The following is a 25,835-nucleotide window of genomic DNA, read 5'->3' as shown; positions in this document are numbered from 1 at the left end:
TCGTTTGGGTCGGCTAGATCGGATCGCGAAAAATCGGACACGATTTGAAGCGTGAATCCGATCGTCAAACAAAGGCTTATAGCGTCATCCGTTTCAACAAACGGATGACGCTATAAAAAACATACCGCCGGCAGAGGCCCGTCAAGGGTCTTTGCCGGCGGTATGTCTCGGACATTGGGCAGAGGGTTCCGGACCTGACGGATCAGGCCTTCACGCCCATGCGCTTCATGATGGTCCACTGCTGGAGGACCGACAGCGTGTTGTTCCAGGCCCAGTAGATCACCAGACCGGCCGGGAAGCCGGCGAGCATGAAGGTGAAGACGATGGGCAGGAACTGGAACACCTTCGCCTGGACCGGGTCGGGCGGTGCCGGGTTCATCTTCTGCTGGAACCACATCGTCACGCCCATGATCAGCGGCCACAGGCCGAGATGCAGCATGGCGGGCGGGTCCCAGGGGATCAGGCCGAACAGGTTGAAGATGGTCGTCGGATCGGGCGAGGACAGATCGTGGATCCAGCCGAAGAACGGCGCATGCCGCATCTCGATGGTCACGAACAGCACCTTGTAGAGCGAGAAGAACACCGGGATCTGGATCAGGATCGGCAGGCAGCCCGACACCGGCGAGACCTTCTCGCGCTTGTACAGCGCCATCAGCTCCTGGTTCATGCGCGCCTGATCGTCGCTGAACTTCTCGCGCAGCTCCTGCATCTTGGGCTGCAGGGCCTTCATCTTGCTCATTGCCTGATAGGACTTGTTGGCGAGCGGGAAGAAGACGGCCTTGACGCAGACGGTCAGCACCAGGATGGCGATGCCGAAGTTGCCGATGATGCGGCCCAGGAAATCCAGCGCGTAGAAGAAGGGCTTGGTCAGGAAGTAGAACCAGCCGAAATCGATCGCGAGGTCGAAGTTCTTGATGTTCAGCTTCTCGGAGTAGCTGTCCAGCAGCTTCACCTGCTTGGCACCGGCAAACAGGCGGCCGGTGTTCTCGGCCGAGGCGCCCGGCGCCACCGTGACCGGCGCACCCATGGTATCGGTCTGGTAGCGGTCGGTGTTGGCGACCTGGTTGTAGAGGAAGCGCGCGGTGACCTTCTCGTTCGGGTCGGGCACCAGCGACACCAGCCAGTACTTGTCGGTGATGCCGACCCAGCCGCCGGTGGTCTCCTTGGCGATCGAGCCGGCCTTGCGGACGTCGTCGTACTTCTCTTCGGTCAGCGAGCCGTTGAAGACGCCGAGCGGGCCTTCATGAAGGATGTAGTAGCCCGAGGTGTGCGGCGTGCCGCTGCGCGACACCAGGCTGTAGGGCAGCAAGGTGACCGGGACGGCGCCGGTGTTGCGCACGGTCTGCGTCACCGTGAACATGAAGTCCGGATCGACCGCGATCTTGCGCTCAAACACCAGTCCCTGGCCGTTGTCCCAGCTCAGGGTCAGCGGCTTTTCCGGGGTCAGGGCGGCGCCATCGGCGGTCCAGCGGGTGGTCGCGGTCGGGGCGGCGATGCCGGCACCCTGCGGAACCCAGCCGAACTCGGCGTAATAGGCGGCGGGCGTACCGGCCGGAGCCAGCAGCACGATCTCCGGGCTCTTGGGGTCCGGGGTCTCGTGGTACTGGGCAAGCGTCAGGTCGTCGATTCGGCCGCCGACGAGGTTGACCGAGCCGTGCAGGGCCGGCGTGTCGATCTTCACGCGGGTGCCGGCCGCCAGCTGCTCGGCGAGCAGGACGGGGCGCTCCTTCGCGACCTCAGCCGTGGCGGGGGGCTGCTGGGCGGGCACGCCGGGGGCCGGCACCGGCACCGACTGCTCCGTCTGCGCGGCCTGCTGGGCGGCGAGTTGCTTCTGCTGCTCCACCCGCGGCTTCTCGTAAAAGTACTGGAAGCCCAGAAGGATGGCGATCGACAGGGCAATCGCGATGATGAGGTTGCGTTGGTCGGTCATGGCGTCCCGGTTGCCGTGGGGCCTTTGGAAGAAGGGCGGCGTGTGCGCGGCCTTGTTACGGGTTTTCGCCGGGCTGGGCAACCGCCGCATGCCCATTTTCCGGCAGACCGCAGCGATGCGGCGCCTTGCGCGCCTGCCGCGGTCCGGGATCGGGCACGGGATCCCAGCCGGACCCACCCCAGGGATGGCAACGCCCGAGCCGGCGCACGGTCAGCCATCCCCCCCGGATGGCCCCATGCTTTTCCAGTGATTCGATGGCGTAGCAGGAGCAGGTCGGCTGGAAACGGCACTGCCAGCCCACGAAGGGCGACAAGGTCCAGCGATAGAGATAGACGAGGGCGCGGAGCAGGTGCGCGAGCGGGCTGAGGCCGGCGATGCGAAACATGACGTCGCGGACCTCCTACCCTTCCGCCTCGCGCCACAGGCCGAGGCGCTTCAGCCCGGCGGTCAGGTCGCCGAGCAGGTCGGTCCACGGCCGCTCGGCCGTGTCGCCGCGGGCGACCAGCACGAAATCGTGGCCGGGCGCCGCATGAACGGTCAGAATCTGCCGCGCAGCCTCACGCAAACGGCGGCGGGCGCGATTGCGCACCACCGCGTTGCCGACCTTGCGGCTCGCCGTCAAACCCAGACGGATGGGCGGACCGCCTTCGGCGGGCCGCTGCCTGTCGTCGTGCCGGCGCACCTGGAGGATCAGGCCGGGAGCCACATGCTTGCGCCGTGTCCCGGCCACGGCCAGAAATTCCGGCCGCCGCATCAGGCGCCCGACCTCGTGGCCCGGCGCCGCCATCGCGGGGATCAGGCGCTCAGAACCTTGCGGCCGCGGGAGCGGCGGCGGGCGATCACCTTGCGGCCGCCGACGGTGGCCATACGGGCGCGGAAGCCATGACGACGCTTACGCACGATTTTGGACGGCTGGAACGTGCGCTTCATGGCGCCTACTCCTTAAGCTTTGCTGATGGTGACGGGAAGAAGACGCCCGGCCGGGTGGCCGGGCGCCGAACCTATGAACCTGGACCGAACCGGTAGGTGCCTTACTCGGCAGCCCGGCGGCCGTTGACCATGCCGCGGCCGGTGGTGCGCTCGGCGATGCGGGCGGCCTTGCCGCGCAGATCGCGCAGATAGTACAGCTTGGCGCGACGGACGGCGCCCTTGCGGACCAGCTCGATCGAGTCGATGCGCGGGGAGTACAGCGGGAACACGCGCTCCACGCCCTCGCCGTAGCTGATCTTGCGAACGGTGAAGGAGCTGTTCAGCCCGGCGTTCTTGCGGGCGATCACGACGCCCTCATAGGCCTGGACGCGCTCGCGCGTGCCTTCGACGACCTTCACGTTCACGCGGACGGTATCGCCCGAGGAGAACTCCGGGATCGTCTTGCCACCGAGGGCCTTCTCGATCTGCTCCTGCTCGAGCTGCTGCAACAGGTTCATAGCACTACCCCTTTTCTATCGGCGCGCCTCGCGGCGGACCGTCACTCCGGTTTCGGGTCGCGCCGGCGAGCCTGCCGTCGACCCTTGTTCGTAACAGTTTCTGCCGGACGGCTTGCCTGGTAGAGCGACCACAGGTCCGGCCGTCGGGCCTCCGTGATCTTCTCCGCCTCGGCCAGCCGCCAGGCCTTGACCTTTCCATGGTGACCGGAGAGCAGAACCTCCGGCACCGCGCGCTCCACACCCTGCCCATCGGCCCAGACCGCCGGCCGGGTGTAGTGGGGGTATTCGAGCAACCCCCGTTCGAAACTCTCTTCGCCCGCCGTCTCCACGTTGCCCATGACACCGGGGAGCAAGCGCACCACGGCATCCATCAGGCTGAGCGCGGCGAGTTCCCCGCCGGACAGCACGAAATCCCCGAGGCTGACCTCTTCGAGGCCGTGCGCATCGAGGACCCGCTGGTCCACCCCTTCGTACCGGCCGCAGAGCAGCGTCACCACCGGGGTGGCGGCCAACTCCTTGACCAGTTCCTGGTCCAGCACCCGTCCGCGAGGCGACAGATAGATCGCCCGGCCGCGTCCCGGTGCCCCCACAGGTCCCGCCGTCGCGGTCAAAGCCGCGTCCAGCACATCGGGCCGCATGACCATGCCGGCCCCTCCGCCGAAGGGGGTGTCGTCGACGGAGCGGTGTTTATCGCGCGCGAACGAGCGAATGTCCACCGATTCCAGCGCCCAGACTCCATTTTCCAACGCCTTGCCGGCCAGCGAGTGGCCGAGCGGCCCCGGAAACATTTCCGGGAACAGCGTCAGAACCTTGGCCGTCCAGACCCGCGGACCGTCGGCGCCGTGATTCACGGCCCCTCCTCCCCGCGTCGGTCCCCGCCCTCTTCCCTCTCGTCCCCGTCCTCGTCACCGGAGCCCTCGCGGGCTTCGATCACGGACGGAAGATCGACGACGATGCGGCCGCCCTTGACATCGACAACCGGCACGCAGGCCTTGGAGAAGGGAAGCATCTCCAGCGGCCCACCGGCGGTCCTGACCTCCAGCACGTCTCCGGCCCCGAAGTCGTATATCGCCTTCACCGTGCCGTAGACGGTTCCGTCGGCGAGTTCCGCACGCAGGCCGATCAGGTCGGCATGGTAGAACTCGTCCTCGTCCTCCGTCGCCGGCAGGGCGCCGCGGTCGACATACAGCCGCACACCTGCCAGGGCCTGCGCCTGTTCGCGGCTGGTCACTCCATCGACCTTGGCCAGGAAGTTGTCCTTGACCATGCCCTGGAGCGTCACCGTGAACCGGCGGGCGCCGGCTTCGTCCGACAGCGGGCCATAGGTCATGATGTCGGCGGGTTCGGCGGTGAAGCTGCGCAGCTTCACCAGCCCCCGCACGCCGTGCGATCCCGCGAACTGGCCGACACAGATTTTGGCGGTCATCGAAGGAGCACCCGGCACGTCGTCACGACCTCAACCCGGACCTTAGGCTTCAGCGGCGGCAGCGGCAGCGGCGGCCTCGGCCTTCAGACGCTCCTGCGCCTTGGCCTTCGGAGCCGACTTCTTCGGGGTCTCGCGGACAGCGGGCTTCTCGACCAGGCCGGCATTGGCCAGGAAGAGGACCACGCGGTCCGTCGGCTGGGCGCCGACCGACAGCCAATGCTTGGCGCGCTCGGCGTTCAGGATGATGCGCTGCTCATGCTCGCGCGGCAGCATCGGGTTGTAGGTGCCGATCTTCTCGATGAAGCGGCCGTCACGCGGGCTGCGGGCGTCCGCGATGACGATCGAGTAGAACGGACGCTTCTTCGCACCACCGCGAGCCAGACGAATCTTCAGAGCCATTGGTCGAAACTTTCTCTTCTCAAGTCAAACAGGTATCAGGTGATTTCGAGAGGCGGTCAGGTCAGCCGAAAGGCCCCTTACCGCCAAAGCCGCCGAGTCCCTTCGGCAGCAGGTTTCCGAGGCCGCCGCGCAGCATCCCCTTCTTCCCAAGCTTCTGCACCTGCTTCATCATTCCGCGCATGGTCTCGAACTGCTTCAGCAGCTTGTTGACCTCCTGCACCGAAGTGCCGGAACCGGCGGCGATGCGCTTGCGGCGCGAAGCCTTGATGATGTCGGGGTTCTTGCGTTCCGCCTTGGTCATCGAGGAGATGATCGCCTCCTGGCGCTTGATCATCCCGTCGTCGACGTTGGCGTCCTTCAGCTGGTCCTTGATCTTGCCGATGCCCGGCAGCATCCCCATCAGGCCGGACATGCCGCCCATCTTGCGGAGCTGCTTCAGCTGCATCGCCATATCGTCGAGGTCGAAGCCCTGGCCCTTCTCCATCTTGCGGGCGAGCTTTTCGGCCTCGTCCTTGTCGATGGTCTCGACGGCCTTCTCCACCAGCGACACCACGTCGCCCATGCCGAGGATACGGCCGGCGATGCGGTCGGGGTGGAAGGGCTCCAGCGCGTCGATCTTCTCGCCGACGCCCAGCAGCTTGATCGGCTTGCCGGTGATCTGGCGCATCGACAGGGCGGCACCGCCGCGCGCGTCGCCGTCGATGCGGGTCAGCACGATGCCGGTGATACCGACCTTGTCGTTGAAGTTGGTGGCGACGGTGACAGCGTCCTGGCCAGTCATCGCGTCGGCGACCAGCAGCGTTTCCACCGGCCTGGTCGCGTCGCGGACCGCCGCGACCTCCGCCATCAGCTCCTCGTCGATGGCGAGGCGGCCGGCGGTGTCGAGCATGACGACGTCGTAGCCTTCGAGACGGCCGGTCTCGATGGCGCGCCTGGCGATGGCGACCGGGTCCTGGCCCGGCACGATCGGCAGGGTGGCGACGCCGGTCTGCTCGCCGAGAACCTTCAGCTGCTCCTGGGCGGCCGGACGGCGGACGTCCAGCGAGGCCATCAGGACCTTCTTGCGGTCCTTCGTCTTCAGGCGCAGCGCGATCTTGGCGGTGCTGGTGGTCTTGCCCGAGCCCTGCAGGCCGACCATCAGGATCGGCACCGGGGCGGCGGCGTTCAGGTTGATCTCGGAGCCTTCGCCCAGCATCTCCACGAGGTTGTCGTGGACGATCTTGATGACCTGCTGGCCGGGGGTGACCGACTTCAGCACCTCCTGCCCGACGGCCCGTTCCTTCACCTGGGTGACGAACTGCTTGACGACGGGCAGGGCGACGTCAGCCTCCAGCAACGCCACGCGAACTTCGCGCAGTGCAGCGGAGACATCCTCCTCGCTCAGCGCACCACGACGGCGCAGCTTGTCGAAGATGTCGCCCAGGCGTCCGGTCAGGCCTTCGAACATGCGATACTCGTTCCCCAGTTCCGGGTCCAGCGTCAGGGCCGCCACCCGCACAAGCACGAAAGCGCCAGTGCGCGAATATCGCGGACTGGCGGAGATACCCGGCGTCGGGCCGGGGTACCCGGTCTATCGGCTTTGCGGAAGACAGGTCGGCGGACCATAGAGAAGCCGGCAGGATGAGTCAACCATCGCAAGCGGCATTTTCCGACCGGCCGAAGGTCTGCCTTGTCCGTCCACGGTTATCGGTCGCAACCTTGTCACAAACCGTCACTGCTTAACCAATTTTTGGCGACTCTTTCGGATTATGGGTTTCCAAATAGAGAAGGTATGCCGGCGATGTCGTCCGCCCAGGGCTTTGGCTCCAACAGTCCGCGCACCAAGCTGACCCAGAGCCAGCTGAATGCGATCCTGTTGCGGCACCAGGCGTTCCGAAAGAGTCAGCCCGGCGGCGTGCGCGCCAACCTGAAGATGCGCGACCTGTCGCATCTCGACCTCTCCGGCATCGACCTGTCCGACGCCGACCTGTCGGGGGCCAAGCTGTTCAGCGCCCGGCTGACCGGCGCCAACCTCGCCAACGCCAACCTCTATGCCGCTGACCTGCGCCTTGCCAATCTGGAGAAGGCCGACCTGCGCCGGGCCGACCTGCGCGGCGCCTGCCTGCGCGGCGCGGTGCTGAGCGAGGCGACGCTGGTGGAGGTCGATCTGCGCGACGGCACGCTGCTGCATTACGATTCCAGCGGCGAGATGTACGCCCATGATTACGAGGACTCGGTCCTGACGTCGGAGTTGACGGCGGCGACGATCCGTGGTGCCGACCTGTCGCGGGCCAAGGTCGCCAACGCCTTCGTCATGCAGACCGACCTGACCGACGCCATCCTGCGCGGCACCAAGTTCATGCGGGCCAACCTGACCGGGTCCAACCTGACCGGCTGCGATCTGACCGACGCCGACCTGACGGAGGCGAACCTGTCCGGCGCCCGCCTGTCCGGGGCGGTCATGACCGGCTGCGCCATCAACCGCACCAATTTCAGCGGCGCCACCCTGATCGGCGCCATCCTGGACGCGGCACAGATGCGCTCTCCCAACCTCCAGGCGGCGGTGCTGGCCAAGACGCTGGAGAATCCGGAGGACGACCTGCGCGAGATGCTGATGGAGCATCTGACCTGGATCGACAGCGGCGGCAAGACCGGCAAGCGCGCCGACCTGTCGGCGCTGGACCTGTCGGGACGCAAGCTGGACGGCATCAACCTGTCGGCGGCGATCCTGCAATGCATCGCGTTGCGCGGCGCCAACCTGTCAGGTGCCGCCATGGCGATCGCCGACATGTCGCTGGCGGACCTGCGCAAGGCCGACCTGTCTAAGGCCGATCTGCGTGGCGTCAATTTCGAACGCGCCACCCTGACCGGCGCCAACCTGACGGGCGCCCAGCTCGGTCCCGTCCATATCCAGACCATGAGCGGCCATGTCTGGCGCGCCAACCTTCAGCGGGCCCGGCTGGGCATGGCACTGCTGTGCAAGGCGGATCTGCGCAAGGCCAACCTTTCCGGCGCCAATCTGGCCGGTGCAGACCTGACCGGCGCCGACCTCAGCGAGGCCGACCTGACCGGCGCCGATCTGACCGGAGCGCTGCTGGACGGCGCCACGATGGATCAGGCGATCGTCGAGGAGGCGATCGGGCTGGCCGTCTGAGATGGCCGGTTGAATTGCCGAGCTAAGCGGAAGGCCCGCCGCGCCGCGCCATCCAGTCGCCGGAACCGTAGACACTGCGGACATGGTGGACCAGCAGATTGCGGGCGTCGATCAGCTGGCCCATGCGCTCCCGGCAGGCGACGATGCCGGTGTCGGGGTGATAGACCGGCGCCAGTTCACGAAAGCGCCGCCGCACCTGATCCTCGTCGAAGCACCATTCATTGACGAAGCCGAACAGCTGGGCGGCATCGCGCACCTGTGTGATGCGGCCGTCGAGCGGCTGGAAGGACAGCCGTTGCAGCGCATGGGCCAGCGTCTTGTTGCGATAGCCCAGCGTCTCCACCGCGGCCTCCAGCTTGCGGACATCCTCGCCCGGCAGGATGCGGGCGCCGGGATCGGCCAGCGCCAGGGCGGCGGCCAGTGCCCCGCGGATCCTGTCGTCGCCGGCGTCGGTTTCCCCGACCTCCAGCAGCGCGTCCCCGTCGGAGTCGCGCCCCCCCGGATCGGCGGCCCCCTCCGGCACCAGCAGCAGGGCGGCCGCCACGAGCATCGGCACCCCGATGCCACGCGCGGCGGCAAGCGCCAGCACGGCAGCCCGGAACCGGGCGCCACAGGGCACGGTGCGGCCGGCTGGCGGCGAGGGACGGATCCCTTCCGGTGCGGTCATCCCCACTGCGGTCATCGTCTGCGCCAACACTTGGTGGAAGCGGGCGGGAGTCTACGCAATCGATGGAGTCGCCGCAATCACGCGGATGGGCGCGGGCGACAGGACGAAGGGCGGACGGCCTGTCCGCTTCCGCCTCACTGCGCCTTCAGCGCTCCGGGCTTGGCCGGCAGCCGGTCGAGCAGTTCGCCGATGTAGGCGGTCTCGTCCTTGCCGGACATGGCGGCGAAACCCTTCAGCATCTGGCTGCCGAAGGTAAAGACGCTGGCGAGGTCGATGCGCCACGCCCCGCCCTCGCGCACGAAGTCCGCCGGCACCAGCGCCGGCCGGTTGTCGACCATCAGCAGGCCCGACGCCCGGTCGCCCTTCACCCGCACCGGACCCAGCGAGCTGCGGGAAATGACGTTGGGGCCGAGCCAGCCGGCCTTCAACGCGTGGTTGGCGATGTCGCCGACCGACATGCGGCGCAGCTCCGCCGGGCCGAGATAGCGGCGCAGCCCCATGGCGGCGAAGCGCTCCGCCGGCTCCAGCCGCTGGACCGGCGCATCGCCCGGCTGACGGGCGGCATCGCGCACCGCCTCCAGCGTCTTGACCGAATTGCGGGTCAGCAGCGGGATCACCGCCGATCCACGCTTTTCGGCCAGCGCGCTGCGGGCGGCGTCGAAGGTCGCGGCGACCTCGCGCTCCTCCGGCGTTTCGCGCGGCGGGGCGGCGAAGCTGGTGGCGGCGGCGATCAGGACGACGAAGAAGGCGAGGAAGGCGACACGCATGCCTGGGAGAACCTGGAAACGGTTGGAAACGTCACGCCTTCGCCTCGACGCCGAAGAATTCGAGCTGCCAGCGCATCTCTTCGTCGGTCATCGGATAGTGCGTGCCATCGCGAGCATTAAGCGCCGTTTTTGGCGGAATCTGGGCGAGCCGCAACTGGACCTGCCGGGCGAAGCGCATGGTCAGGCCGGCACGCCAGACCAGCGCGGTCACGGCACGCGGTGCATGGGTGGCGACGATGCGGTCCACCACCGGCAGCGGGATTTGCGACAGCTCCGCCAGCGCCGCCATGACAAAGGCCCGGTCGCCCTCCACCATCGATCCCTCGATCAGCTTCTCGGTCAGCTTGCCTTCCTTGTTCAGGCGCGCCGCCTTGTCGCCGGGACGCTCCACCGGCTTTTCCGGACCGGCGGCGGCGCTGCCGACCGCCTCCTCGCCGAAATCGACCGGACCGGCCGCCGCCTGTCCCACCCGCTGGCGCACCGCCTCGACCAGACCGCGCGCGGCCACAGGGTCGAGGTCGTCGCGGTCCTGCAAAACCTTCAGCAGGTTGTCGGCGACGAAGCTGGCCAGCCGCGCCACCGCGCGCGCCGGCAACCGCGGACGGCGGACCAACGGCGAATGCCAGGGCTCGTGCTGCGGCGCCTGATCGAGAATGCGATCGAGGGTCTCTTCGCGAATCTGGGCCGACGGGTTGCCGAGCAGGGCCGTCACCGCCGCCTCGTCGTCCGAGCGCGCGATGGCGTCGGCGACCGACGCCGTGACGTTCTGCCGGCTGGCGATGGCGGTCATCGCGCCGCGCACCGGCCCCTTCATGATGATGTCGGTCAGATCCTCCTCGGTGAGGATCGGCGAATGCTGCAGCACGGGGGCGCAGACCGACAGCTCGACGTCGCGGGCCAGCCGGTTGATGACGCCGTGCGGAGCGTTGGGCAGATCCTTCAGCGCCTCGGCCAGGATGCCGCGCACCTCGGTCGCCTGATCGCGCGCCAGCGTTTCCAGGCATTCCACCGTCAGCCGCTCGATCTGCGTCGCCTGGTCGGCCGACAGTTCCGGCAACAGGCGGGCGATTTTCTGGGCAACCGCGTGCCGCACCATGACCTCGCGGTCCTTGGCCAGCAGCAGATCGGCCTGCCGCGGAGTTCCCGCATTGGTGGCGATGGCGCGCCGCACCTCGGCCGCGGCGTCGGCGGCAAGGAAATACAGCAGCTCCGGGCGGGTCTTGGGATGTTCGGCAACCTTCCGGCGGACCGCCGGATCCTCGCTCTGCACCATCCGTTTGGCGGATTCGTAGTCGGCAGGGTCGAGGGCCTCGGGGCGCGGATTGGCAGGCGGGGTCAAGGGGTGGGCTCCGCGGCGGAAACGTCGGGTGAAGACATCCGGGATGCCGCCTGATGGGCGGGGGCGAGGGCGTAATGGCCCTTGCCGCTCTTCTTGGCGTCGTACATGGCGGCATCGGCGCGGTCGGTCAACTCCCGAACCGATTCGCCGCGCCCGGGAATGTGAACGGCGATGCCGATCGACAGGCCCAGCGGCTTCTCGGGGCTGGCCGACAAATGCGCCAGATCGCGCATGCCGTTCAGCAGCCGTTCGGCGACGATGCGGGCCTTCGACTCGTCGGTACGGCCCAGCCACAGCACGAACTCGTCGCCGCCCAGCCGGCCCGGCAGGTCGCCCGGCCGCACCCCGGTGGTCAGCAGCGTGCCGATCGCCTTCAGCACCGCGTCGCCCTGCTGGTGGCCGTGCAGGTCGTTGACCGCCTTGAAATTGTCGAGGTCGACATAGAGCAGGGCCGACGGACCGCTGTCCGGCCGGGAGATCGACTCCTCCAGCCGCTCGAAGAAGGTGCGGCGATTGAACAGCCCGGTCAGCCCGTCGCGCTCCGACAGGCGGCGCAGCCGCTCCTGATAGGCGAGATGGGCGTGCGCGATACCGATATGGTCGGCCACACCCGACATCAGATGGCGGTCGTCGTCGTCCCAGGGCTCAGAATCGCCGGTGCGCCAGACCAGCAGCGCACCGTTCGCCGCCTGCCGGTACTCCGTCCGCTCGCCGATCAGTTGGACGTCGCCCAGCCGGTCGGCGATCAACCCTTCGCCCCTGGCGATGCGGTCGAGCAGAGCGGCCCCGACCTCCGGCAGTTCCGCGCCGAATTCCGCAACCAGCGACAGCGAGACACGCCCGCCCCCATTGCCGCCGGCACCGCCCCCCTCCTCCGCCCGGTAGATGCGGCAGCCGTCCGCGCTGAGCGCCCGCGCCGTCTCGGCGGCGGCGACGGCCAGCGCCTCCGCGGCGTCGAGGCGGTCGCGCAGGGTGTGGACGATGTGGCCCAGCAGCCGTTCGCGGTTCCGGATGCGCGCCAGCTCGTTGGAGCGCAGCACCTGTTCGGTCACGTCGCGGCAGACACCACGGGCGCCAATCCAGTCGCCCTGCGGCCCGAACAGCGGCAGGGCGGAGGCGACGACGCAGGCCGGCGTGCCGTCGGCGCTCTTCAGCCAAAGCTCGGTCTGGTCGACGGCACGGCGGCAGTCGAAGGGCATCGGCAGGTCTTCCGCGTCCTCCAACGCCAAGCTGCGCGGGTCACGGCCGATCAGCGCGTCCGCCGGATAACCGAGCGCGCCCTTGTGGCTGACGAAGACGAAGCTTCCGTCCGGCCCCGTCTCCCAGGCGAAGTCGGAGGAGACCTCGACCAGATCCTTGTAGCGACGCCGCGATTCGGTCAGCGTGTGGCGCAGCTGCCGTTCCAGCGTGTCGTCACGGCCCAGCAGCAGGAACCCGCCGTCGGGCAGCGGCACGCCGGCCCATTCGACGATCATGATCCCGCGCAGGGATTCCACCGGCACCGACCGCAGTCCCGGCGCCACGCTGGAGGCAGACAGCCAGTTGCGCAGCTCCGGCAGCCAGCGCGGGTCGCTGTCCATCATGTCTTCCGCTTCGGCATTCGCCTCGGCGACGGCCAGCGCCGAATCAAGCCGCAGGGCAGGACCGGGATACAGCGCGACCAGCGTCACAGGGCCGGTCTGGCCGCCGGTGAGGGCGGATGCGGAGGCGGAGGTACCGGTGGTCAGAAGAAGGTCCACGGCGATCCCAGTGGGGCAATCATCAAGGCGGGCGGAGGAAAAAACCTTAAGCTGCAAACCATAGCAAGGTCCGGCCATGCTACCCCTTTAGGGGTTAATCTTCAATCAACCAACGAGGCGGGAGACTCCTCATGGCGATGGCCCGGCCGAAGGGCGGCATGGCGGCTGCGACCTTGTGAAGCGTCTTGCGGCCGGCCCGCGGCGGCCCCATTCTTGGGGAATGACTGTCCCGACCTCCCCCGCCGCACCGGCATCCGGCCCCGATCCCCTCTCCGCCCTGCGCGACCGCGCCGTGTGGATCTTCGACCTCGACAACACGCTCTATCCGGCGTCCTGTGACCTGTTCTCCCAGGTCGACCGCCGGATCAACGAGTTCATCGCCGCCCATTTCAACATCGGCATGGACGAGGCGCGGGTGCGGCAGAAGCAGTTCTTCCGCGAATACGGCACCACGTTGCGCGGCCTGATGACGGAGCATGACGTCGATCCGGTCGCCTACATGGACTATGTCCACGACATCGACGTGACCGGCGTCCAGCCCTCCGCCCTGCTGGCCAATGCGCTGGAACGCCTCCCCGGCCGCAAGATCATCTACACCAACGGCTCGGTCCGTCATGCCGAGAATGTCGCCGGCCGGCTCGGCATCCTCGACCGGTTCGACGCTGTGTTCGACATCGCCGCCGGCGGCTTCGTGCCGAAGCCCGATCCCCGCCCCTATGCCACGCTGGTGGAGCGCCACGGGGTCGACCCGACCGACGCCTGCATGGTGGAGGACATCGCCCGCAACCTCGCCCCCGCCCATGCGCTGGGCATGACCACCGTCTGGGTCCGTGGCGAGAAGGAGTACGAGAAGGCCGGCGTCGGCGCCGGGGTCCACATCGACCACACCGTCGACGACCTGCCCTCCTGGCTGGCCGCGGTCGCCGGCCTGTAGGGTTCTGTCGCAAACCGGCCGTTGCCGGCCGCGGGTACGGTTGACAGCGGGCGCGATGCGGCTTCATGGTGCCGTCCCTTGACAATCGACAGCAGAACGACCGCGCCATGAGCCACGCCAGCCTGCAAGCCACCATCGACGCCGCCTGGGAAAACCGCGCCGATCTCACCACCGCCACCACCGGCCCCGTCCGCGACGCCGTGAACGCGGCGCTGGACGCGCTTGACGCCGGTGACCTGCGCGTCGCCGAGAAGACGGCGGACGGCTGGAAGGTCAACCAGTGGCTGAAGAAGGCGGTTCTGCTGTCCTTCCGCCTGAACGCCAACGAGATGATCCCCGGCGGCCCCGGCGGCTCCTCCTGGTACGACAAGGTTCCGCCGAAGTTCGAGGGCTGGAGCGAAGGCCAGTTCCAGAACGCCGGTTTCCGCGCCCTGCCCGGCGCCATCGCCCGCAAGTCGTCCTACGTGGCCCCCGGCGTCATCCTGATGCCGAGCTTCGTCAATGTCGGCGCCTACGTCGACAGCGGGACCATGGTCGACACCTGGGTCACCGTCGGCTCCTGCGCCCAGATCGGCAAGAACGTCCATCTGTCGGGCGGCGTCGGCATCGGCGGCGTGCTGGAGCCCTTGCAGGCCGATCCGGTCATCATTGAGGACAACTGCTTCATCGGCGCCCGGTCGGAGATCGTCGAAGGCGTGATCGTCGAGGAAGGTGCTGTCATCTCCATGGGCTGCTATATCGGCGCCTCGACCAAGATCATCGACCGCCACACCGGCGAGGTCTTCATGGGCCGCGTCCCGGCCTATTCGGTCGTCGTGCCCGGCTCGCTGCCCGGCAAGCCGCTGCCCGACGGCACCCCAGGCCCGAGCCTGTACTGCTGCGTCATCATCAAGCGCGTCGACGAGAAGACCCGGTCCAAGACCGCGATCAACGACCTGCTGCGGGATTGATCCGCTTCTAAGCCCACTCCACCGTCCGCTCGAAACCGGTTTCGGGTGGACGGTGGAGCGGGACCATGACTTGCGAACCCGGACCTCCCATGACCATCGACCCCGTCGCCCTCGCCCAGGATCTGATCCGCTGCCCCAGCGTCACGCCGCGCGACGACGGCGCGCTGGGCGTGCTGGAGGCGGCGCTGACGCCGATGGGCTTCACCTGCCACCGCCTGCGCTTCCAGCAGGAGGGGACCGAGCCGGTGGAGAACCTCTATGCCCGGCTCGGCACCGAGGGGCCGAACTTCTGCTTCGCCGGCCATACCGACGTGGTGCCGCCGGGCGACCGCGGCTGGACGGTCGATCCCTTCGCCGGCGAGGTGATGGGCGGGCGCCTGTTCGGCCGCGGTGCGGTCGACATGAAGGGCGCCATCGCCGCCTTCGTCGCCGCCGTGTCGCGCCGGTTGCAGGACGGGCCGCCCGCCGGCTCGATCAGCCTGCTGATCACCGGCGACGAGGAAGGGGTGGCGATCAACGGCACCCGCAAGGTTCTGGACTGGCTGGCCGAGCGCGGCGAGCGCATCGACGCCTGCGTGGTCGGCGAGCCGACCAACCCCAAGGCGCTGGGCGACATGATCAAGATCGGCCGGCGCGGCAGCCTGACCGGCTTCCTGACCGTTTTCGGCGCGCAAGGCCATGTCGCCTATCCCCATCTGGCCGACAACCCGCTGCCGCGGCTGGTCCGCATGCTGGCCGCCATCACCGAACACCCGATGGACGGGGGCACGGCGCATTTCCAGCCCTCCACCCTGGCGCTGACCACCATCGACGTCGACAACACGGCGACCAACGTCATCCCGGCCCAGGGCAAGGCGACCTTCAACATCCGCTTCAACGACGCCCACACCCCGGAAAGCATCGAGGCGTGGCTGCGCCGCAGCTTCGACGCCATCGGCGGCGCCTATGAGCTGGAGGTCTACTGCTCCGGCGACAGCTTCGTCACCCCGCCCGGTCCGCTGACCGAGCTGGTGGCAGAGGCGGTGGAGGGGGTGACCGGGCGCCGACCGGACTATTCGACCACCGGCGGCACCTCGGACGCCCGCTTCATCAAGAATGTCTGCCCGGTGGTTGAGTTCGGGCTGGTCGGCCAGACCATGCACAAGGTGGACGAATATTGCCCGGTGGAGGATCTGCGTCAGCTGACCGCCATCTACGAGTCGATCCTGAAGGGCGTCTTCACGCGCCTTGCCGGGTGACGAGCCTGACCGGGACGCCAATATGCCGCTGACCACCCCCGCCATCCTGTCCGCCCTGACCGGCGCCTGGCGGCTGGCCCGCTTCGACCGGACGGGGATGGAGTTCTTCGACCGCACACCGGATGGCGCGCTGAACTCCTTCTACGCCGCGCTGGTGGTTCTGCCGGCCTATGCGCTGCTGCTGGCGATCCGGCTGTGGGATCAACTGGACGGCACCCCGGTCCTGCAACTGGTGACGGTCGAGGGCATCGCCTATGTCGTCAGCTGGACCGCCTTCCCGCTCGCCCTGTTCCGCGTCGCTTCGCTTCTGGGCAAGGAGCAGCTCTATCCCGGTGCCTTGACCGCCTACAACTGGTCGGCGGTGGTGCAGATGGCGATCTATCTGCCGGCCATCCTGCTGTCCGCCACCGGCCTGCTGCCGTCCGGCGTGTCCGAAGCGCTGGTCTTCGGCGTGATGATGGCGATGCTGACCTACCAGTGGTTCGTCCTGCGCACCGCCCTGTCGCTGTCGGGTCTGGCCGCCGCGGCACTGGTGATGCTGGACCTGTTCCTGTCGGCGGCGATCAGCGATCTGGCGGACGGGATGCTGTGAGGGCCAGGAAAGCCCTCACGACACCCCGCGCCCCATCACCCCTGCGTGCTGACGCCCGCCTCGGCGAAGGTCGCCATGCCGGCGTGGCAGGCGACGGCCGATTTGACGATGTTGATCGCCAGCGCAGCACCTGACCCTTCCCCCAACCGCATGCCGAGATCGAGCAGCGGCTCCTTGCCGATGGCCTGCATCAGGCGGGTGTGACCCGGCTCGACCGAGCGGTGGGCGACCATGCAGTGGTCGAGCGCGCGGCGGTCGGCCTTGTAGAGCACGGCGGCGGCGGCGGTGCAGGCGAAGCCGTCGAGCAGGATCGGAACGCGGGCGACGCGGGCGGCCAGGATGGCGCCGGCGATCGCGGCGAACTCGTAGCCGCCCAGGCAGCGCAGCGCCTCGAACGGGTCGTCCTTGGCCTGCGGGTTGGCGGCGACGCCAGCCTCCACCGCGGCGATCTTGCGGGCGAGACCCTCGTCGTCGATGCCGGTGCCGCGGCCGGTCCAGTCGGCCGCCTCGCCGCCGAACAGCGCGAGGCAGAGCGCCGCCGCCGAGGTCGAGTTGGCGATGCCCATCTCGCCGAGTGCCAGCAGCTGGACGCCCATCTCCACCGCCATCATGCCGTAGGCCATGGTGCGGCAGCATTCCTCTTCGCCCATGGCCGGGCCCTGGGTGAAATCGGCGGTCGGGTTCTCCAGGTCCAGCTCATAGACGCGCAGGTCGGCGTCGGCGACCTCGCAGAGCTGGTTGACCGCCGCCCCGCCATTCTGGAAGTTGGCGACCATCTGCACCGTCACCTCGGCCGGATAGGCCGAGACGCCGCGGGCGGCGACGCCATGGTTGCCGGCGAAGACGGCGACGCGCGGGCGGCGCGCCTCGGCCGGGTGCTGGCCCTGCCAGGTCGCCATCCACTGCGCGATCTCCTCCAGCCGGCCGAGCGAACCGGCCGGCTTGGTCAGCTGCCGTTCGCGCTGGAGGGCCGCGGTGCCGGCCTCCAGGTCGGGGCCGGGCAGGTTGCGCACGAGCGCGCGGATTTCCTCGAAGGTGACGGCGGGCTGCTGGTTGCTCATGATCGGTCCTGAGGGGTGAGCGCCAAAAACGGCGCGACCTTGCACCCATCCGGTCCTCAAGTCAAAGCGCCAGCGTAGGGCATTTTGCCCCTTACCCGCCAGGCCGACTCTTCTCCCGTTGGCCTCACGCCGCCTTGGAGACCGCCTGCGTTCCGGCAGCACCCGCGGTGGCCGAGGCGACCGGCGTCGCCGACTCGGAACCGACGATCCGGCCCAGCCCCAGCCCGAAGCCCACCGCGACGCCGGTACCAGACGACTGGTCGGTGCGCACCGGCTCGTCGCGCATGCGGCGATGTTCCTTGTCGCGCAGGCGGGCCGGACGGCCGCTGACGCTGTCGACCTCGTCCGGCGTCTCCAGAGCGTTCAATGCCAGCACCTGGTAGATCGACAGCGGCGTGCCGTTCAGCGCCTTGGCCGGGGCCATCGGCACCTGGGTGGTGAAGCCGTCAGGCATGTCCTGCTTGCGCACCGCGTCGTTCGCCACCTGGGCCGGGGCGAAGTTTGCCATCGGGTTCTCCGAAAACTTCGAGGCGAAGCGGTCGTAGATCTCCTTCAGCGACTTCGCCTTGCCGGTGGACTTGTCGTAGAAGACGTTCTTGTTGGCGGCGGCGGCGTCGGGGAAGACGTCGCGGGCGGTGCGGTTGGGATTCTCCTGCATCGCGTTCAGGAATTTCGAGGCACCGCCGGCGCCCAGGAAATGGGCCATGTACAGCTCGGTCGAGCCGATCTTGCCGTCGACCGTCTCCTCCAGATACTCCTTGTTGTCGCGGGTGTATTCCGCGGCCATCAGGGCCGACGCGGTCGGATCCTTGCGCAGATCCAGGATCTCCTTCTTCATCTCCGGGTCGGAGACATAGGGCCGGCCGTCGCTGCGGGTCTGGATGGCGTTGGCGTATTTGCCATAGCCATGGTCGGCGCCATGGTCCTTCATCGTCTGCAACCATGTGCTGTCGATGAACTGGTAGAGCCCCGTCGCCGAGGAGGAGGAGGACTTTACGTCCGTGCGGTATCCGCTCTCCACGGCAGCTTTTTCCATGAGGTAGGAAAAATCGACCCCCGTCTTCGCGCTGGCATTGCGCACGGCGGCCTCCACGGTGGCCGGGCCACGCGACGCATTGGCGGCCTGGGTGGCGGCGTTGCTGGGATTGCCGAGGGCGGAAGCGTAGGTCATGGGTCGATCCCCGTGTGAAGGCCCCGATGGGAGGCAGCCTCTCCTATGCAGACGCCGTGCCAGTCGGCAGGACGGTTGATGAGCCCCCGCAGCCGGCCTAGCCTTGAGGAACGGGGATGGACGCGGCAACCCGCCCTCTCGCCAAGTGCCATCCGATGCTGTATGTTGACGTATAGGTAAATCAAAACCAAGACCCTGGGAGGTCCGTTCCGCCATGACCTACACCGCTCCGGTCGACGATCTGCGCTTCGTCCTGAACGAGGTGGTCGGCCTCGACGCCATCGCCGCCCTGCCCCATTGCGACAGCGCCGCCCCCGATCTGGTCGATGCCATCCTGGAGGAGGCCGGCAAATTCGCCTCCGGCGTGCTCGCCCCGCTGAACCGGGTCGGCGACAAGGAAGGGGCGAAGCTGGAGAACGGCGTCGTCCGCACCGCCACCGGCTGGAAGGACGCCTACGGCCAGTTCGCGCAAGCCGGCTGGAACAGCCTGCCCTTCGAGCCGGACTATGGCGGGCAGGGCCTGCCCTGGACGGTCGCCTTCGCGGTCAACGAGATGTGGCAGGCCGCCAACCTGTCCTTCGGCCTGTGCCCGCTGCTGACCCAGGGTGCCGTCGACCTGCTGACCGAGCATGCGAGCGACGAGCAGAAGGCGGTCTATCTGTCGAAGATGATCTCCGGCGAATGGACCGGGACGATGAACCTGACCGAGCCGCAGGCGGGCAGCGACCTCGCCGCGGTGCGGACCAGGGCGGTGCGGGCCGGCGACGGCAGCTATCGCATCACCGGCCAGAAGATCTTCATCACCTATGGCGAGCATGACCTGACGGAGAACATCGTCCATCTGGTGCTGGCCCGCCTGCCCGACGCCCCGGCCGGCATCAAGGGCATCAGCCTGTTCATCGTGCCGAAGTACCTGCCCAACCCCGACGGCACGCCGGGCCAGCGCAACGACCTGCGTTGCGCCAGCCTGGAGCACAAGCTGGGCATCATGGCCAGCCCGACCGCCGTCATGGCCTATGGCGACGACGAGGGCGCCATCGGCTACCTCGTCGGCGAGGAGAACCGCGGCATCGAATACATGTTCACGATGATGAACAACGCCCGGCTCGGCGTCGGCATCCAGGGCGTCGCGATCGCCGAACGCGCCTACCAGCAGGCCCGCGACTACGCGAAGAGCCGCGTGCAGAGCAAGGATCTGGCCGATCCCAAGGGCTCCGGCGTCGCCATCATCAAGCATCCGGACGTCCGCCGCATGCTGCTGGACATGCGCGCCAAGACGGAAGCCGCCCGCGCGCTGGCGCTCTATGCCGGCACCCAGCTGGACATCTCCCGCCATCACGAGGATCCGGCGGTGCGCGCCGCGGCCACGGCGCGGGTCGATGTGCTGACCCCCATCGTCAAGGCGTGGTCGACCGACATCGGCTGCGAGGTGGCGTCCACCGGCGTGCAGATCCATGGCGGCATGGGCTTCATCGAGGAGACGGGGGCCGCCCAGCATTACCGCGACGCCCGCATCACCCCGATCTATGAGGGCACCAACGGCATCCACGGCAACGACCTGACCTTCCGCAAGACCGGCCGCGACAAGGGGGCGGCGGCCCGTGCCTTCGTCGCCGACATGCGGGCGACGGTGGAGGAGTTGGATGCCGCCCCCGGCGACGACCTCGCGGTGATCCGCACCGAGCTGTCGGCTGGGCTGGACGCGCTGGACCGCGCCATCGACTGGATGGTCGCGACCCAGGCGGAGGGCGACCTGCAAGGCGCCGCCGCCGGTGCGGTGGCGTATCTGAAGCTGTGGGGAACGGTGGCCGGTGGCTGGATGCTGGCACGCTCGGCGATGAAGGCGATGGCGGGACTGCGCCAGCCGGGCGCTAACGCCTCCTTCCTGGAAACCAAGCTGATCGTCGCGCGCTTCTACGCCGAGCAGGTTCTGGCGACCGCCCCGGCCCTGCTGCCGACCATCGCCAGCGCCCGCAACACGGTGATGGCGCTGGGCGAGGACCAGTTCTAAGGTTTGCACCCCTGTTTCGCGGGGGTGGATGGAACGTTTGAAACACCGTGAAACGGTTTTCCGGGCCCTGTTCAGGTGTTCCACGCCGCCCGTGTGATGGTGGAGTGGAGCGGTGAATGGGGCGGGAAACCGAGCAACGGGGGGCATGGAGACTCCGCGCGGATATAGGGTATATTTCCTATATCAGGCACGTGTCTGGGGCAACGGTCAGTGGGAAAACCGCCTGATGCCCTCTCCCACCCCGGGAGAGGGAAGGGACCCGCCGCAACGCGGTGGGAAGGGTGAGGGGTGACCCAAGAGACTCCATTTAACCCCAAGTTCTTCAGTACTCCCAAGTGATTTTCTTCTATTTAGCCTCCTAAACTTGACCGTCAGCGGGTGCTCAATCAACATAACGCGATACATGATTCCAACTTCTGGTTCGTCTCCTGTATTTAAGGATGGTCAGATGCCTATTGCATTAATAATAGTCGGCACTACCGCGTCTTACGCCACGTATTTGTGGTGGATGAGCGAGCTTGAAGGCTTCATCGGACGCAATGCAAAAGACATTGGGCTAACTTGTCTTTTAAAAGCTGGGACAGGAGACTGCGCTCAACTTTGGTTTGTGGGTATGCACTCATCAAACCAATTTGCAAGCTTGGCTTTCTATGCTGGGATAGGCGCAATCATAGCTGGACTCATTCTTCTCGTGCCAAAATCGTACTGATACACCCCCTCACCCTCCCCGCGGCGGGAGAGGGCATCTCAGGTCCCCTCACCAATAATGCATCGCATCCGCATACAGCCCGCGCAAATCGTCCTCCGACACCGGGCGCGGGGCGATGGTCAGCAGGCGTTGCTGGGCGGCGGCTCCCTTGACCAGTCCCGGAATGTCGGCCTCGCCGTAACCCAGCGCCGACAGCCCGTTCGGCAGGCCGGTCGCGCGCATCATGCCGATCAGCCGCGTCGCCAGCAGCTCGCCGCCATCCTCCGGCGCGGCTCCCCGCACATCCGCTCCCAGCGCCTCGGCGGCACGCAGATGGGCCTCGGGGGCGGCCGGGCCGGTGAAGCGGAAGGCGGCGGGGGCGTTCAGCACCACCGAGATGCCGTGCGGCACCATCGGCTCCACAGTCTCGTAGCCCGTCGCGGTGAAGCTGTGGTTCATCCCCGCCACCGAATAGGACATGGCGTGCGGGATGTGCACCCCGGCATTGCCGAAGGCCAGACCGGCCAGCGTCGCCGCGAACATCAGGGCGTCACGCGCTTCCGCACAGTCGGGGTCGTTGACCGCCCGTTCCAGCCATTGCCCGCCCAGCCGGATCGCCTGGAGGCTGCCGATGTCCGACCACGGGTTGGCGCCCTGGTAGGGCGGGCGGGCCGTCGGCTGCTCGGGCCGCGGGCGGGAGCGGAAGGGGCGCGCGGTGTGGCTCTCGATGGCGTGGGTCAGCACGTCGAAGCCGGTGGCGGCGATGGCGCCGGGCGGCAGGCTGTCGATGGTGCGCGGATCGACCACGGCGAGGCTCGGCCGCAGGAAGCGCGACGAGATGCCGGTCTTCACCTGCTTTTCCACATGGTCGAAGATGGCGACGCCGGTGGTCTCGCTGCCGGTGCCGCAGGTGGTCGGGCAGGCGATGTGCGGCTTGACCGGGCCGGGCACCGGGATGCCCTCGCCCAGCGGCTTGTTGACATAGGCGAGGAAGTCGGCCGGATAAGTGGCGTAGAGATTCGCCGCCTTGGCGGTGTCGATCACCGAGCCGCCGCCGATCGAGACATAGCCGTCGAAACCGCCGTCCCGCGCGAAAGCGGCGGCGTCGAGGAAGGACGCGCTGGTCGGCTCCACCCGGCAGCGGTCATAGACCACCGGATCCATGCCGGCCCGCTTCAGCGAGTCGAGCGCCATGGCGAAGGGCGCGGTTGCGGCAACCCGCGGGTCGGTGAACAGCGCCACCCGCGTCATGCCCAGCGACAGCGCGTCGCCGCCCAACTCGGCCAGCATACCGGGGCCGAACTTCATCCGCGCCGCCTCGACGGTGAAGCCCTCCTCGCCGTCGGGAAGGATGGGATAGGCGTTGCCGTGCGTCTCGCGGTCCATCTGGCGCTGCTCCTCCGGTGGCGGGGGCCGGGTTCAGTCCCGGCCCATCCTTCACCGTATGGGAGCGTTCCCCGCCCGGCCTGTCAATGAGTCCGTTGGTTCAACAGATCATCCGTGGGCAGATCATCCGCGGGCGAATGCGGCGGTTCCGGCTTCGGCTCCGGCGGAGTGCCGCCGGCCGGCGGGCGCAGAAGCCGCTGGTAGAGCCAACCGGTGCCGACCAGACTGAGGCCAAGGCCGAGGAAGGAGGCGACGCGGTACATCCCCTCCAGGTCCGACATGTCGCTGAGGAACACCTTGGCGACCACCGCCAGCACGAGAACAAGCCCGGCATGGCGCATCCAGCCCCAGCCGAAGCGGATGCCCACCACCAGCATCGCCACCGCGAACAGCAGGAAACCGGCGGAATAGCTGTACCATTCGGCGTCCGACATCCTGTAACCGGACAGGACCGGCCCCTGGAAGGTCCGGCGGATCTCCAGCGCCAGATTGGCGGCGATCAGCAGCAGCGGCAGCACCGGGGCGGCGCTGCGCAGGACACGCGACCGTGGCGGGTCGTACCACAGATAGAGCAGCCCCAGCAGGGCCGGCGCGCCATAGGCCAGCAGCAGACGGTTGACCACCGGCCAGGTCCCGACCCATTCGAAAGTCCACAGCGGGTTCAACACCACCAGATGCAGGACCAGGGCGGTCGCGGCGGCCATCAGCACCAGGAAACGCCGTCCCCACACCGCGACGGGCCGCGCGTTCCACCGCCGGTCGACCGCCAGCAGCAGGGCAAGGCCGAGCCAGGACAAAATGTGCAGCGCCACCTCCGCCAGACTGGACGGCGCCGCCTCCAGGCTGCCGGCCATCCAGCGGTGGACGCCCAGCGACAGCATCAGGGTGGTGAAGATCAGGGCGCCGGCCTCCAGCACCATCACCACCAGATCGTCGCCTCTGCCGTCCGGCGCCGACCGCATCCAGCGCGCCGCCATGAGGAAGCCCAGCGCCGGCAGGCCATAGCCGTAGGCGATCCAGCCATAGCCCTCGTAATCCAGCACAGACGGATTGACCGCCAGCCGCACCAGCACGGCCGCCGCCACCAGCAGGGCGACGCCGCGCAACTCACGCAGGTTCAACTGCCGCTCCAGCCACGCCAGCACCGGCACCTGCATCGCCAGCGCCACCGTCAGCCACGCCTCCTGCAAGACCATGGTGGCGCCGAGCGCGATGGCGCCGGTGGCCCCGGCGGCGAAGGCGGCCAGCCCCAGCGAGGCGCCGGGCCGGTGGCGGTGGCGGCCCAGCGGCGTGGTGGCGCCGACCAGCAGCGCCGCCAGCCCCAGCGCCGCCGCCGGCCAGCCGATGGCGGTCTCCGGCGGCTCCACCAGGGCATAGGCCAGCGTCAGCAGGGCCAGCGGCACCAGCGCCGAGAGCGAGGCCCACAGCGCCGCCCGCCGCGCGTCCCACAGGGCGATGAAGCCGCCGATCCCGAACAGGGCGGCGAATCCGCCCGCCACCCACAGGAAGCGTCCGACCGCCGCCGGATAGCCGGCCGGATCGGCGACGATCAGCGGCTGGCCATCGGCATTCAGCGGCGGCGGGCTGGCGGGCACATAGGGCAGGTTCCAGGGTGCCAGCGACAGCAGCACGGTCAGCGCCGCGATCCAGGCGACGCCGGCGATCCGCTCGGTCCGCCGCCCGCCGACCAGCGCCAGCAGAGCGAACAGCCCAAGGACGATCTGCGACACCGAACCATGCGAATCGCGCCATGTCATTGCGGCGACCAGCACACCGAACACCATCGTCGCCGTCATCGCCAGCCGGTCGGCCGGGTGGCGCCGCTTGCGCCGGACCCAGTCGGGCAGAGCCGTGCGCCAGCCGGTGGCGGGGACCGGTTCCGGCAGGGTCTGGTCCAGCACGCCGCGCACCGCCGGCACCAGGAACAGCGCCGACGTCAGCAGCAGATAGAGGCCGGTCGGCAGCGCGTCGCCGCTGCGCCAGGGATCGATCATCCACAGGAGCGGCCATAGCGCCGCACCGGCCAGCGCGCCCCAGCCGAGCCAGCGCCAGCCGCGATACAGCACCACCGCCATCCCGGAACCGTTCAGCGCCAGCAGATAGGCGAACAGGTTCCAGGCATCCGGGTTGCCGGTGGAGACCAGAAGAGGCGAAACGTAGCCGGCCAGCAGCCCCAGCGCGGCGATGAACGGCCCTTGCAGAAGCGACAGGCCGATGGCGGCCAGCGACAGGCCGGCCAGCAGCGCGAAGGCGATCAGCGGGGCGAACAGGCCGAACAGGGCATAGCCGCCATAGACGCTGATGAAGGCGGTGAACAGGCCGGCGGCGGTCAGAGCCGGCGGCACGTAATCCGGCCGCAAGGCGGCAACGGCGCGCTGCATCGGCCGGCGGCGCAGCCACTCGCCCCCCACCATCAGCCCGAGGCCGGAGAGCAGCCCCAGTGCGACGCGGACCGACGGTCCGAGCCAGCCGTGATCGACCGACAGCTTGATGAAGAAGGCAGCAGCCAGCGCCATGGTGCCGCCGCCGAGCCAGATCAGCCAGCGCGAGGCCAGCGAGTCCTCCAGTTCGCGCCAGCCCGGCCGCGCCGGTGCCGGGGTGGCGGGTTGCACGGTCGTCGGCGGAGGCGGTGGTGGTGCCGGCTCCTCCGCCTCCGCCAGGAAGACCGGTTCGCCGACCTCCTCCGGCAGCGCCTCGGCCTCCGCGACTTCAGCCTCGGTGGGCGCGGCTTCCGCCACCGCTTGCGATGGCAGGGCGCCGGCAAGCGCCTTGTCCAACCGGCCGCGCAGAAGGGCGATTTCCGCTTCCTGGATCTTCAGCCGCCGGTCGAGCCGGCGGGTGATGAAGCCGAAAATCAGCAGTAGGACGACGAACTCCATGACCGCACCGCCTGCAGGCCGCTGCCCCTGACCGGGGCCCTTTCGCAGCAGCATAATCTTGCAACAATGCGCTGTCTCGGTCGTGCTTGAGGCTCATC

23 protein-coding genes are annotated in these 25,835 nt (G+C 68.3%); 6 read left to right on the top strand and 17 right to left on the bottom strand.

Translation table 11 applies throughout. The features are described 5' to 3' along the window. Positions 1–202: 202 nt before the first annotated feature. The 9 genes from yidC to ffh form a co-directional block, all read right to left on the bottom strand. Complete coding sequence (yidC, locus tag E6C72_RS06565) at positions 203–1,930, bottom strand: membrane protein insertase YidC (protein ID WP_109443798.1); 1,728 nt, start codon at positions 1,928–1,930, stop codon at positions 203–205. A 55-nt stretch (positions 1,931–1,985) separates the two neighbouring features. Then, positions 1,986–2,315, bottom strand: coding sequence for a membrane protein insertion efficiency factor YidD (gene yidD / locus E6C72_RS06560; protein ID WP_109443762.1), 330 nt, complete (start codon positions 2,313–2,315; stop codon positions 1,986–1,988). A gap of 15 nt (positions 2,316–2,330) precedes the next feature. Beyond that, the gene (gene rnpA, locus E6C72_RS06555; RefSeq protein WP_109443761.1) at positions 2,331–2,717 is read right to left on the bottom strand and encodes a ribonuclease P protein component; all 387 of its coding nucleotides are present in this window, start codon (positions 2,715–2,717) and stop codon (positions 2,331–2,333) included. 8 nt (positions 2,718–2,725) lie between these two features. Beyond that, a complete protein-coding gene (rpmH, locus tag E6C72_RS06550; protein WP_109443760.1) occupies positions 2,726–2,860 on the bottom strand; it encodes a 50S ribosomal protein L34 in 135 nt (44 codons plus the stop codon). A gap of 101 nt (positions 2,861–2,961) precedes the next feature. Next, a complete protein-coding gene (gene rplS, locus E6C72_RS06545; protein ID WP_012973145.1) occupies positions 2,962–3,357 on the bottom strand; it encodes a 50S ribosomal protein L19 in 396 nt (131 codons plus the stop codon). A gap of 41 nt (positions 3,358–3,398) precedes the next feature. Further along, a complete protein-coding gene (gene trmD, locus E6C72_RS06540) occupies positions 3,399–4,145 on the bottom strand; it encodes a tRNA (guanosine(37)-N1)-methyltransferase TrmD (protein ID WP_247876030.1) in 747 nt (248 codons plus the stop codon). A 59-nt stretch (positions 4,146–4,204) separates the two neighbouring features. Then, a complete protein-coding gene (gene rimM, locus E6C72_RS06535; RefSeq protein ID WP_109443758.1) occupies positions 4,205–4,783 on the bottom strand; it encodes a ribosome maturation factor RimM in 579 nt (192 codons plus the stop codon). 42 nt (positions 4,784–4,825) lie between these two features. Beyond that, positions 4,826–5,182: a 30S ribosomal protein S16 gene (gene rpsP / locus E6C72_RS06530; RefSeq protein WP_014246823.1), complete on the bottom strand. Its 357-nt coding sequence runs from the start codon at positions 5,180–5,182 to the stop codon at positions 4,826–4,828. 61 nt (positions 5,183–5,243) lie between these two features. Continuing rightward, positions 5,244–6,629 carry a signal recognition particle protein gene (ffh, locus tag E6C72_RS06525; protein ID WP_109443757.1) on the bottom strand — a complete coding sequence of 462 codons (1,386 nt, stop codon included), beginning with the start codon at positions 6,627–6,629 and terminating at the stop codon, positions 5,244–5,246. A gap of 333 nt (positions 6,630–6,962) precedes the next feature. Between ffh and E6C72_RS32535 the strand changes: the two genes are divergently transcribed. After that, positions 6,963–8,315 carry a pentapeptide repeat-containing protein gene (locus E6C72_RS32535; protein ID WP_109443797.1) on the top strand — a complete coding sequence of 451 codons (1,353 nt, stop codon included), beginning with the start codon at positions 6,963–6,965 and terminating at the stop codon, positions 8,313–8,315. A 22-nt stretch (positions 8,316–8,337) separates the two neighbouring features. Here E6C72_RS32535 and E6C72_RS06515 read toward each other — a convergent pair whose 3' ends face one another. From E6C72_RS06515 to E6C72_RS06500, 4 genes are all read right to left on the bottom strand, one after another. After that, a complete protein-coding gene (locus tag E6C72_RS06515; protein WP_109443756.1) occupies positions 8,338–8,982 on the bottom strand; it encodes a hypothetical protein in 645 nt (214 codons plus the stop codon). Positions 8,983–9,116: 134 nt separating this feature from the next. Continuing rightward, positions 9,117–9,749, bottom strand: a complete 633-nt coding sequence (locus E6C72_RS06510; RefSeq protein ID WP_109443755.1) for a hypothetical protein — start codon at positions 9,747–9,749, stop codon at positions 9,117–9,119. A 31-nt stretch (positions 9,750–9,780) separates the two neighbouring features. Beyond that, positions 9,781–11,088, bottom strand: coding sequence for a DUF2336 domain-containing protein (locus E6C72_RS06505; RefSeq protein WP_109443754.1), 1,308 nt, complete (start codon positions 11,086–11,088; stop codon positions 9,781–9,783). Then, positions 11,085–12,827 (bottom strand): sensor domain-containing diguanylate cyclase, encoded by a 1,743-nt coding sequence (locus tag E6C72_RS06500; protein ID WP_109443753.1) that lies wholly within the window; start codon positions 12,825–12,827, stop codon positions 11,085–11,087. The genes E6C72_RS06505 and E6C72_RS06500 overlap by 4 nt, the downstream gene beginning before the upstream one ends. Before the next feature lie 220 nt (positions 12,828–13,047). Here E6C72_RS06500 and E6C72_RS06495 point away from each other — a divergent pair, with 220 nt between their 5' ends. The 4 genes from E6C72_RS06495 (at position 13,048) to E6C72_RS06480 (ending at position 16,541) form a co-directional block, all read left to right on the top strand. Continuing rightward, positions 13,048–13,761, top strand: coding sequence for a pyrimidine 5'-nucleotidase (locus E6C72_RS06495; RefSeq protein ID WP_109443752.1), 714 nt, complete (start codon positions 13,048–13,050; stop codon positions 13,759–13,761). A gap of 107 nt (positions 13,762–13,868) precedes the next feature. Continuing rightward, positions 13,869–14,711, top strand: a complete 843-nt coding sequence (dapD, locus tag E6C72_RS06490; protein ID WP_109443751.1) for a 2,3,4,5-tetrahydropyridine-2,6-dicarboxylate N-succinyltransferase — start codon at positions 13,869–13,871, stop codon at positions 14,709–14,711. An 89-nt stretch (positions 14,712–14,800) separates the two neighbouring features. Then, positions 14,801–15,949 carry a succinyl-diaminopimelate desuccinylase gene (dapE, locus tag E6C72_RS06485; RefSeq protein ID WP_109443750.1) on the top strand — a complete coding sequence of 383 codons (1,149 nt, stop codon included), beginning with the start codon at positions 14,801–14,803 and terminating at the stop codon, positions 15,947–15,949. Between the two features lie 22 nt (positions 15,950–15,971). After that, complete coding sequence (locus E6C72_RS06480; protein WP_109443749.1) at positions 15,972–16,541, top strand: hypothetical protein; 570 nt, start codon at positions 15,972–15,974, stop codon at positions 16,539–16,541. A 35-nt stretch (positions 16,542–16,576) separates the two neighbouring features. Here E6C72_RS06480 and cobT read toward each other — a convergent pair whose 3' ends face one another. Both cobT and E6C72_RS06470 read right to left on the bottom strand, forming a co-directional pair. Beyond that, positions 16,577–17,602, bottom strand: coding sequence for a nicotinate-nucleotide--dimethylbenzimidazole phosphoribosyltransferase (gene cobT, locus E6C72_RS06475; protein WP_109443748.1), 1,026 nt, complete (start codon positions 17,600–17,602; stop codon positions 16,577–16,579). A gap of 124 nt (positions 17,603–17,726) precedes the next feature. Continuing rightward, entirely contained in the window at positions 17,727–18,773 is a 1,047-nt protein-coding gene (locus tag E6C72_RS06470) for a transglycosylase SLT domain-containing protein (RefSeq protein ID WP_109443747.1), read from the bottom strand. A 214-nt stretch (positions 18,774–18,987) separates the two neighbouring features. Here E6C72_RS06470 and E6C72_RS06465 point away from each other — a divergent pair, with 214 nt between their 5' ends. Continuing rightward, entirely contained in the window at positions 18,988–20,784 is a 1,797-nt protein-coding gene (locus tag E6C72_RS06465; RefSeq protein ID WP_109443746.1) for an acyl-CoA dehydrogenase, read from the top strand. A 757-nt stretch (positions 20,785–21,541) separates the two neighbouring features. On the opposite strand, the gene E6C72_RS06460 is transcribed toward E6C72_RS06465, so the two are convergent. Together E6C72_RS06460 and E6C72_RS06455 are read right to left on the bottom strand one after the other, a co-directional pair. Next, positions 21,542–22,858, bottom strand: coding sequence for a hydroxyacid-oxoacid transhydrogenase (locus E6C72_RS06460; RefSeq protein ID WP_109443745.1), 1,317 nt, complete (start codon positions 22,856–22,858; stop codon positions 21,542–21,544). Positions 22,859–22,941: 83 nt separating this feature from the next. Continuing rightward, on the bottom strand, positions 22,942–25,737 hold the full coding sequence (locus E6C72_RS06455; RefSeq protein WP_109443744.1) for a DUF2339 domain-containing protein: 2,796 nt from the start codon (positions 25,735–25,737) through the stop codon (positions 22,942–22,944). Positions 25,738–25,835 lie beyond the last annotated feature (98 nt).

The sequence above is a fragment of the Azospirillum sp. TSH100 genome (assembly GCF_004923295.1).
Lineage (GTDB): Bacteria > Pseudomonadota > Alphaproteobacteria > Azospirillales > Azospirillaceae > Azospirillum.
The sequence above is the reverse complement of the archived record's forward strand: the minus strand, read 5'-3'. Positions and strand labels throughout refer to the sequence as shown.

What these genes read in the sequence shown, in the direction of transcription:
- E6C72_RS32535 (WP_109443797.1), top strand. Translation starts at nt 6,963, where the DNA reads ATGTCGTCCGCCCAGGGCTTTGGCTCCAACAGTCCGCGCACCAAGCTG.
- rplS (WP_012973145.1), bottom strand. Translation starts at nt 3,357, where the DNA reads ATGAACCTGTTGCAGCAGCTCGAGCAGGAGCAGATCGAGAAGGCCCTC.
- yidC (WP_109443798.1), bottom strand. Translation starts at nt 1,930, where the DNA reads ATGACCGACCAACGCAACCTCATCATCGCGATTGCCCTGTCGATCGCC.
- rimM (WP_109443758.1), bottom strand. Translation starts at nt 4,783, where the DNA reads ATGACCGCCAAAATCTGTGTCGGCCAGTTCGCGGGATCGCACGGCGTG.
- rpsP (WP_014246823.1), bottom strand. Translation starts at nt 5,182, where the DNA reads ATGGCTCTGAAGATTCGTCTGGCTCGCGGTGGTGCGAAGAAGCGTCCG.
- dapE (WP_109443750.1), top strand. Translation starts at nt 14,801, where the DNA reads ATGACCATCGACCCCGTCGCCCTCGCCCAGGATCTGATCCGCTGCCCC.
- E6C72_RS06480 (WP_109443749.1), top strand. Translation starts at nt 15,972, where the DNA reads ATGCCGCTGACCACCCCCGCCATCCTGTCCGCCCTGACCGGCGCCTGG.
- rnpA (WP_109443761.1), bottom strand. Translation starts at nt 2,717, where the DNA reads ATGGCGGCGCCGGGCCACGAGGTCGGGCGCCTGATGCGGCGGCCGGAA.
- yidD (WP_109443762.1), bottom strand. Translation starts at nt 2,315, where the DNA reads ATGTTTCGCATCGCCGGCCTCAGCCCGCTCGCGCACCTGCTCCGCGCC.
- rpmH (WP_109443760.1), bottom strand. Translation starts at nt 2,860, where the DNA reads ATGAAGCGCACGTTCCAGCCGTCCAAAATCGTGCGTAAGCGTCGTCAT.
- E6C72_RS06470 (WP_109443747.1), bottom strand. Translation starts at nt 18,773, where the DNA reads ATGACCTACGCTTCCGCCCTCGGCAATCCCAGCAACGCCGCCACCCAG.
- dapD (WP_109443751.1), top strand. Translation starts at nt 13,869, where the DNA reads ATGAGCCACGCCAGCCTGCAAGCCACCATCGACGCCGCCTGGGAAAAC.
- E6C72_RS06465 (WP_109443746.1), top strand. Translation starts at nt 18,988, where the DNA reads ATGACCTACACCGCTCCGGTCGACGATCTGCGCTTCGTCCTGAACGAG.
- trmD (WP_247876030.1), bottom strand. Translation starts at nt 4,145, where the DNA reads ATGTTTCCGGGGCCGCTCGGCCACTCGCTGGCCGGCAAGGCGTTGGAA.
- E6C72_RS06495 (WP_109443752.1), top strand. Translation starts at nt 13,048, where the DNA reads ATGACTGTCCCGACCTCCCCCGCCGCACCGGCATCCGGCCCCGATCCC.
- E6C72_RS06510 (WP_109443755.1), bottom strand. Translation starts at nt 9,749, where the DNA reads ATGCGTGTCGCCTTCCTCGCCTTCTTCGTCGTCCTGATCGCCGCCGCC.
- E6C72_RS06460 (WP_109443745.1), bottom strand. Translation starts at nt 22,858, where the DNA reads ATGGACCGCGAGACGCACGGCAACGCCTATCCCATCCTTCCCGACGGC.
- E6C72_RS06455 (WP_109443744.1), bottom strand. Translation starts at nt 25,737, where the DNA reads ATGGAGTTCGTCGTCCTACTGCTGATTTTCGGCTTCATCACCCGCCGG.
- cobT (WP_109443748.1), bottom strand. Translation starts at nt 17,602, where the DNA reads ATGAGCAACCAGCAGCCCGCCGTCACCTTCGAGGAAATCCGCGCGCTC.
- E6C72_RS06515 (WP_109443756.1), bottom strand. Translation starts at nt 8,982, where the DNA reads ATGACCGCACCGGAAGGGATCCGTCCCTCGCCGCCAGCCGGCCGCACC.
- ffh (WP_109443757.1), bottom strand. Translation starts at nt 6,629, where the DNA reads ATGTTCGAAGGCCTGACCGGACGCCTGGGCGACATCTTCGACAAGCTG.